5 protein-coding genes are annotated in these 6,470 nt (G+C 62.3%); 1 reads left to right on the top strand and 4 read right to left on the bottom strand.

Annotation, left to right across the window (positions count from 1 at the left end; genetic code table 11):
• From HMPREF9538_RS30045 to HMPREF9538_RS13020, 4 genes are all read right to left on the bottom strand, one after another.
• A partial coding sequence (locus tag HMPREF9538_RS30045) for an ABC transporter permease (RefSeq protein WP_009485205.1) occupies window positions 1-694 on the bottom strand: 694 nt, incomplete at its 3' end.
• Entirely contained in the window at window positions 691-1,680 is a 990-nt protein-coding gene (locus HMPREF9538_RS13010; protein ID WP_009485204.1) for an ABC transporter permease, read from the bottom strand. The genes HMPREF9538_RS13010 and HMPREF9538_RS30045, both read right to left, overlap by 4 nt.
• Window positions 1,677-3,179, bottom strand: a complete 1,503-nt coding sequence (locus tag HMPREF9538_RS13015) for a sugar ABC transporter ATP-binding protein (RefSeq protein ID WP_009485203.1) — start codon at window positions 3,177-3,179, stop codon at window positions 1,677-1,679. Before HMPREF9538_RS13015 ends, HMPREF9538_RS13010 begins: the two co-directional genes overlap by 4 nt.
• Window positions 3,180-3,223: 44 nt before the next feature.
• Window positions 3,224-4,204 carry a sugar ABC transporter substrate-binding protein gene (locus tag HMPREF9538_RS13020; RefSeq protein ID WP_002894353.1) on the bottom strand — a complete coding sequence of 327 codons (981 nt, stop codon included), beginning with the start codon at window positions 4,202-4,204 and terminating at the stop codon, window positions 3,224-3,226.
• Between the two features lie 408 nt (window positions 4,205-4,612).
• Here HMPREF9538_RS13020 and HMPREF9538_RS13025 point away from each other — a divergent pair.
• Window positions 4,613-6,470 (top strand): molybdopterin-dependent oxidoreductase (locus HMPREF9538_RS13025; protein WP_009485201.1); only part of this gene is annotated, 1,858 nt, incomplete at its 3' end.

Here is a 6,470-nt window from a genome sequence, read left to right as displayed (position 1 = left end):
CCACCAGCACGCCGAGCATGGTCAGGCGATCGCGGATCCCGGCGATACGCGCCGCTTCGCTGTTCTGACCGATGGCGCGGACATATTTGCCCCACAGGGTGCGCTCGGTAACCAGCCAGGCCGCCAGCCACAGCGCCAGCACGATCGCTACCGGCGTGGGGATCCCGCCAAGGTTGCCCACCGCCAGGTCGTGATACTCCGGAGCCATCCGCCGATAGGCTATCGCGCCGCCGCCGTCGGTATAGATGCGCTCGGCGCTGCTGGCGATAAACCAGGTGCCGAGCGTGGCGAGGAAGGGGCGGATCCGGCAGATGAGGATCAGAAAGGCATTGAGCAGGCCAATCAGCACGCCGCCGAGCAGAGCGCAGCCCACCGCGGCCTGCCACGGCAGATGCCAGGTTTTCAGGGCGACGAGGGCGAAGGCGGCGCCGAAATCGAGCGCGACGCCCACCGACAGATCAATCGCCCCGGCGCTGACGATCAGGGTCATCGCCATCGCCACAATCAGCAGGATCGCGCTGCCCTGCAGCAGGTTGGCCCAGTTATCCACGGTTAAAAATACCGGATTCGCCCAGCCAAACAGGGCGATGGCCAGCAGGATGATGACGCCAAATCCGGCCCGCGACAGCCAGGCCAGCGGGCTGCTGGCCGTCTGTTCCGCCGACGCAGAGGTTTTCAGAGTGATTTGACTCATGCCTCGCCTCCTTTGTGTCTGACCGCCGAGGCCGCCAGCACCACCAGGATCAGGCCGCCTTTAATGGCGCCCATCCAGAAGATATTGACCCCCAGCAGGCCGAGCCCGTTAGAGAGGGCGTTGACCAGGATTGCCCCCAGCAGCGCGCCCCAGATGGTGACCACCCGACGGCGCGAGAAGGCGGCGCCGATAAAGGTCGCCAGCACGGTCTCCAGCAGCAGCGGCGTGGCCGTCCCGCTGGAGCTGCCGGAGCCCTGGCTGAGCAGCGGCAGAATAGCCAGCCCGGCGGCAATGCCCGCTAACAGCCAGACCAGCAGGGTCAAGCGGCACACGTTCAGGCCGCTCATCTGCGCCATATCGCGGTTGCCGCCCACCGCCTGCACATGCTGGCCGAAGCGGGAGTGGTGGAGCAGGAACTGGAACAGGATAAACACCCCCAGCAGGTAGACCAGCGGCCAGGGCAGGTCCAGCACGCTGTTGTCGCGAAAGGCGACCATCAGCGGATCGCTGACCGCGATGCGCCGCTGGCCGGTCAACAGATCTGTCAGGCCGGTAAACGCCACCGAGGTCGAGAGGGTGGCCAGCAGCGGCGGCAGGCCGGCCGCCAGCACCAGCAAGCCGTTGATCGCCCCGCACAGCAGGCAAACCGCCGCCAGCAGCGCCAGCAGCAGGAGATACGGCGTGTGCCATTCGGCCAGCCCGAGGCTGAGCAGCGCGACGCCGAGCACCGCCGTCGCCGGCAGGGAGAGGTCGATGCCGCCGGAGACCACGTCATCTCCGCCCACGGCGATAACGCAGACCAGGCCGAAACAAAGGATTGCCAGCGGAACGCTCTGGACCAGCATCAGGCTGATATTTTGCCAGCTGAGAAAGTAGGGCGACTGTACGCTCAGCCATACCAGCAGCGCCAGAAACAGGATCAGGGGAAATTTTTCAATCAGCGTCGCCAGGCCCGGACGGCCGCGACGCTGGATAGCAGTACTCATGGTGAAGGCTCCTGTCCGCCGTTGATCGCCACCAGCAGGGCGTCCAGCGTTAGCCCGCGGGTGGGTAGATTGGCCGCCAGCGCGCCGCGCCAGAGGACCAGGATCCGGTCGCATAGTCCGAGCAGTTCGGGGGCGTCGCTGGAGGAGACCAGCACCGCCCGTCCTTGATCGGCCAGCTGGCGCGTACGTTGATAAATATCCCGGCGGGCGCCGATATCGACCCCCAGGGTGGGTTCATCGAGAATAAACAGCCGGGCATCGGTCCCCAGCCAGCGGGCAAGGATCGCTTTTTGCTGATTACCGCCGCTCATGTAGCGTACCGGCAGCCCCGGGCGTCCCGGGCGGATCGCCAGCTGTTCTATCCAGTCGCGCGCTTTCTGCTCGGCGATACCCCGCCGCTCCCAGCCAAAGGTGGCGGTCTCCGGCAGCGAGGCGAGATTAATATTGTCGGCGGTAGTGAAGGGCAGGATCAGCCCCTGATGGCGGCGGTCGCGCGGCACCAGCGCCATGCCGGCGCGGATCGCCTGCTTTGGCGTACGAATGCGCCGCGGCCGGCCCTCGAGGTGGATGGTGCCGCGTTCCGCCGGGCGTAAGCCGTAGAGTAAGTCGACCAGCACATCGCGTCCGGCGCCCAGCAGGCCGGCGACGCCGACGATTTCGCCCGGCTGAATATCAAAAGAAAGCTCCTGCAGCTGCCGCCCGTCGCTCAGCTGGCGCACCGAGAGCAGCGGGATCGCCCCATTGTCTGCCGCCGGGCGCTGGCGCGGAGTATACAGCTGGTCGATTTCCCGGCCGACCATCATGGCGATCAGCGCCTCGGTATTCTGCAGCAGGTCGCGGTCCGGGTAACCGACCACTTCCCCGTTGCGCAGTACGGTGCCGCGGTCGCAGAGGGTGGCTATCTCATTGAGGTAGTGGGAAATATACAGAATGGCAATGCCCTGGTCGCGCAGGCGCAGGATAGCGGAGGAGACCAGACTGGCCTCCTGCGCCTCCAGGGGGGCGGTGGGTTCGTCGAACACCACCAGCCGCGCCGCGCCGTCGATCAGCGCGCGGGCAATCTGCACCAGCTTGCGCTCGGCCAGGCTCAGGTCGCGCACCAGCCGTTCGGGGTCGATCGCCAGCTGCCAGTTTTGCTGGAAAAATTGCGCCGTGGCGGCCTTCATCCGTCGGCGATCCAGCGCCCCCCAGCGGGTGCGATACTCCTGGCCCAGAAACACCGATTCCGCGACGGTAAAGTGCGGGATCAGGTTCAACTCCTGGTGGATAACGCGGATGCCGGCGGCTTCGATGGCTGCCGGATTGCCGAGGGGCAGCGGGTGACCGTCGAGGGTGGCGCTGCCACTGTCGGCCTGATAGACACCGGCGAGGATCTTGATCAGCGTCGATTTACCGGCGCCGTTCTCGCCAATCAGGCCATGAATCTCCCCCGGATTGAGGCGCAGGGTAACCGCATTAAGCGCGGTGACGCTGGCAAAACGTTTACCGATCTGCTCCATGACCAGACCAGCGGCGGGGCGTTCCCCGCCAGGATGTTGATTAATCACTGCAGCTCGCCGTATCCCAACTGTTTATACACCGCTTTCGCTTCCTGCGGACCTTTCACCGGAACCACCGGAATAAAGGTTTGCACCGGTAGTTTCTGGCCGGCAAAGTAGCGGGCCACGTTGTCAGCCGAGGTCTGGCCGATCAGATGCGGCTGCTGCGCGACGTTAGCCACGAACGGGCTGCCGGGCTCCGCCATGATCTCCAGGGTCTCCGGACCGGCGTCGATGGCCGTCACTTTCACGTCTTTATCGCGACCGGTCTCTTCCAGCGCCTGGACGATGCCGATGGCCGGTTGATCCCAGCAGGCGACATGGATGGCGTCCAGTTTGCCTTTCGGATACTGGCTGAGTAATTCGAGGGTTTTCTTGCGCGCGTCTTCCGGCGAGTTGGCGAACTGTTCCGCGAGCTCGGGCTGGATAATATGAATATCCGGATAATCCTTAAGGACATATTTCCACTGATCGTAGCGAATTCCGCAAATACGCAGCGCGCTGGAGAAGGCGTTAAATACGGCGACGTTGCCTTTGCCGCCTAATTCATCCGCCATGTAGCGGCCGATGGTTGAGCCTAAGGTGTAGTTATCGGAAGTAGTATTGTTGACCGAATATTGAGAAACATGATCTACGGTAAATACCGGGATACCGGCATCACGCAATGCTTTAAATTTTGGTTCGACGGCGCTATCGCCGAGAATACTAATTACCGCGTCCACCTTGCGTGACAGTAAAATATCGTGGTTATTGGCATGCACCTGATTATCGCGGCCGCCATCGACGCCAATGACTTTGCCCCCCAGCTTCTCCACCTCCTCTGTCGCGCCTTTAAAGGCCTCGCGATCCCAGAAATGCTGAGTGCCGACCACGGCAACGCCAATGGTTTTTCCCTGTAAGGAGAGGGCGTCTGCGGCAGCGACGCTCAGCGAGGCAAGGGAAAGCAGTCCCAGCGCGGCAGGCAATAATTTTCTTTTCTGCGACATTGTTATTATGATCCTGTGATGAAGGTGGTTGCGGACCGGTAGCATGACAAGAAGCACCTCGCCACCTCAAATACAAAATAAGTCTAAGTTATGCCAGGAATGTTATATCGCAGAAACGTCAGAGAAAAAGTTTATTTTGTCATGAGGAACCTGAAAATATTTCATGATGGCGGATAGACCTTTTTATTTTGTGGTTTTATTTTTGACTTATTCCGTGTTTATTTAGCGGATAAAGACAATTTTCTTAATATTGTGAGTGCATGGGAAATACGGCGTCTACAGAGAAAAAAAGAAGATTGCGCGGGCTAAAGCTTTTTTTAGCAGAGCAATGTCTGGCCGGGTAAGGATTATTACCCTATTTCCCCGCTTTATTGTAATGAACCTTAAGCTGAGAAGAACGCGGGCGCTATGAAGAAACAGCATAATTATACGGTGATGCACTGGGGAACCTGGCAGGTGGAGAGCCGTGAGGGCGAGATCGTGGCGGTTAAGCCGGTGCCCTGGGATAAAAATCCCTCACGCATCGGCCAGTCGCTCCCCGACGCGGTGACCAGCCAAACGCGCATTCGCCGTCCGGCGGTGCGCGCCGGCTATCTCCAGCACGGGCCGGCGTCACGAGAAGGGCGAGGTAAAGAGCCCTTTGTCGAAGTCAGCTGGGAGGTGGCCCTGGACCTGCTGGCGCGCGAGCTGCGCTCGGTCAAGGCGCGCTGCGGCAATGAGGCGATCTACGGCGGCTCCTACGGCTGGGCCAGCGCTGGACGCTTTCACCATGCGCAGAGCCAGCTGCACCGGTTTCTCAAGGGCTTTGGCGGGTACACCGCCAGCACCAATACCTATAGCAGCGCCGCGGGCGAGCGTATTCTGCCGCATATTCTCGGGCCGCTGAGCCCGCTGCACCGGCAGCATACCCATTTTTCCGAGCTGGCCCGGGAGTGTCAGCTGTTTGTCGCCATCGGCGGACTGCCGCTGCGCAATGCCCAGGTCAACGGCGGCGGCGCCAATGACCATATGCTCCAGTACTGGCTGGATAAGATGCAGGCCAACGGCACCCGGTTTATCAATATCAGTCCGGTGCGCAATGACCTCAGCGCGGTGCCCGACGCCGAGTGGCTGGCCATTCAGCCGGGTACCGATACCGCACTGCTGCTGGCCCTGAGCTATGTGCTGATCGCTGAGTCTCTCTACGACCAGGCGTTTGTTGCCAGCCATACCGTCGGGTTTGCCCCTTACTGCGCTTATCTGTTGGGCGAGCACGATGGCGTAGCGAAAACCCCGGCGTGGGCGGCGGCGATTACCGGCCTGGACGCCCAGCGCATCGCCGACCTGGCGCGGGAGATGGCCCGCCACCGGACGATGGTGAATATCTCCTGGTCTATCCAGCGCGCCCGTCAAGGGGAGCAGGCCTACTGGGCGACGGTGGCCCTGACCGCGCTGCTGGGACAGCTCGGCACCCCGGGCGGCGGCCTCGGGTTTGGCTACGCCTGCACCAACCTGGCGGGCGCGGTGCGAAAAGCGTTTTCCGGCCCGCGCTTACCCGCCGGAGAGAATGCGGTGGACAGCGTTATCCCGGTGGCGCGGCTGTCCGATATGCTGCTGCACCCGGGAGAAACCTATGAGTTCGACGGTCAGCAGCGGCGCTATCCCGATATCCGTTTAGTCTACTGGGCGGGAGGCAATGCGTTTCATCATCATCAGGACATCAACCGACTGTGCGAGGCCTGGCGCCGCCCGGAGACGGTGGTGGTGCATGAGCAGTACTGGACCGCGCAGGCCAAATTCTCCGATATCGTTCTGCCGGCCACCACCTCGCTGGAGCGAGAGGATATCGGCAGCGGCGGTCACGACGGGTTTATGATCGCCATGAGCGCGCAGATCCCGCCGGTGGGCGAGGCGCGTGACGATTACGCTATTTTCTGCGATCTGGCCGGGCGGCTGGGCTTCGGAGAAGCGTTCAGCGAAGGGCGGGACGCCGGGCAGTGGCTGCGTCATCTCTATGAGGAGTCAAGACCGCGGGCGCAGGAGGAGGGTATTGCGCTGCCCTCGTTCGATGACTTCTGGCAGCAAGGGGTGCTGGAATACAGCGCGCCGGAGCGGCCGCAAATTTTTCTCGCCGATTTTCGCGCCGATCCGCAGCGCTATCCGCTTTCCACGCCCTCCGGCAAAATTGAACTCTTTTCCGCCACCGTCGCCGGGTTTGGCTATCGCGAATGCCCTGGCCATCCGTGGTGGGATGAACAGGAGGCCGCCCGCCAGCGGCAGGGGGGGG

Origin of the sequence: Klebsiella sp. MS 92-3 (assembly GCF_000195655.1) — a bacterium.
GTDB classification, from domain to species: Bacteria; Pseudomonadota; Gammaproteobacteria; order Enterobacterales; family Enterobacteriaceae; genus Klebsiella; species Klebsiella pneumoniae.
Note: the sequence above shows the minus strand (reverse complement) of the source record. Positions and strands in the feature narration are given on the sequence as shown.

Excerpts from the sequence above, each read along its gene's own strand:
- HMPREF9538_RS13010 (WP_009485204.1), bottom strand. The coding sequence starts at position 1,680 with ATGAGTACTGCTATCCAGCGTCGCGGCCGTCCGGGCCTGGCGACGCTG.
- HMPREF9538_RS13015 (WP_009485203.1), bottom strand. The coding sequence starts at position 3,179 with ATGGAGCAGATCGGTAAACGTTTTGCCAGCGTCACCGCGCTTAATGCG.
- HMPREF9538_RS13020 (WP_002894353.1), bottom strand. The coding sequence starts at position 4,204 with ATGTCGCAGAAAAGAAAATTATTGCCTGCCGCGCTGGGACTGCTTTCC.